The organism is Pseudomonas sp. K5002, from assembly GCF_013386655.1.
Taxonomy (GTDB): Bacteria; Pseudomonadota; Gammaproteobacteria; order Pseudomonadales; family Pseudomonadaceae; genus Aquipseudomonas.
In genome coordinates, this window is record NZ_JACARK010001480.1 from 1 (window position 1) to 388 (window position 388).

Consider the following 388-nt stretch of genomic DNA (forward strand, 5'->3'; position numbering starts at 1 on the left):
GCAGCCTGGACATGGGCGTCCTTGCCGGTGAGGCCAGCCAGGGTGCGGGCGGTGACGCTTTTGCCGGACCCCGACTCCCCCACCAGCGCCAGGCATTCACCCCGGCTCAACTGCAGACTGACACCGTGCAACACTGGCTCGGCCTGGCCGAAACGTACTGTCAGGTCGCGGATATCGACCAACGGGCCGAGGGTATGAATGTTCATCGTCATAGAGGCTTTCCTTCGCTGCGGCGCAAGAGTTCGCGGCCGATGGCACTGATGGAAACAACGGTCAGGGTGATGATCAGGGCGGGCCAGGCCACCAGCCACGGCGCGTTGGCCAGGAAGCTGCGCCCGATGGACATCATCCCGCCCCACTCCGGCGCAGGCGGCGGTGCGCCGAAGCC

Annotated in this window: 1 protein-coding gene and 1 pseudogene; both read right to left on the minus strand. The window is 66.5% G+C overall.

All coding sequences use genetic code 11. From position 1 onward, the window contains the following. Positions 1-212: ATP-binding cassette domain-containing protein (locus HX846_RS37330; RefSeq protein ID WP_178967481.1), on the minus strand; the 212-nt coding region annotated here is incomplete at its 3' end. Then, positions 209-388, minus strand: a pseudogene (locus HX846_RS37335) (ABC transporter permease); the annotation flags it as partial. The pseudogene HX846_RS37335 and the gene HX846_RS37330, both read right to left, overlap by 4 nt.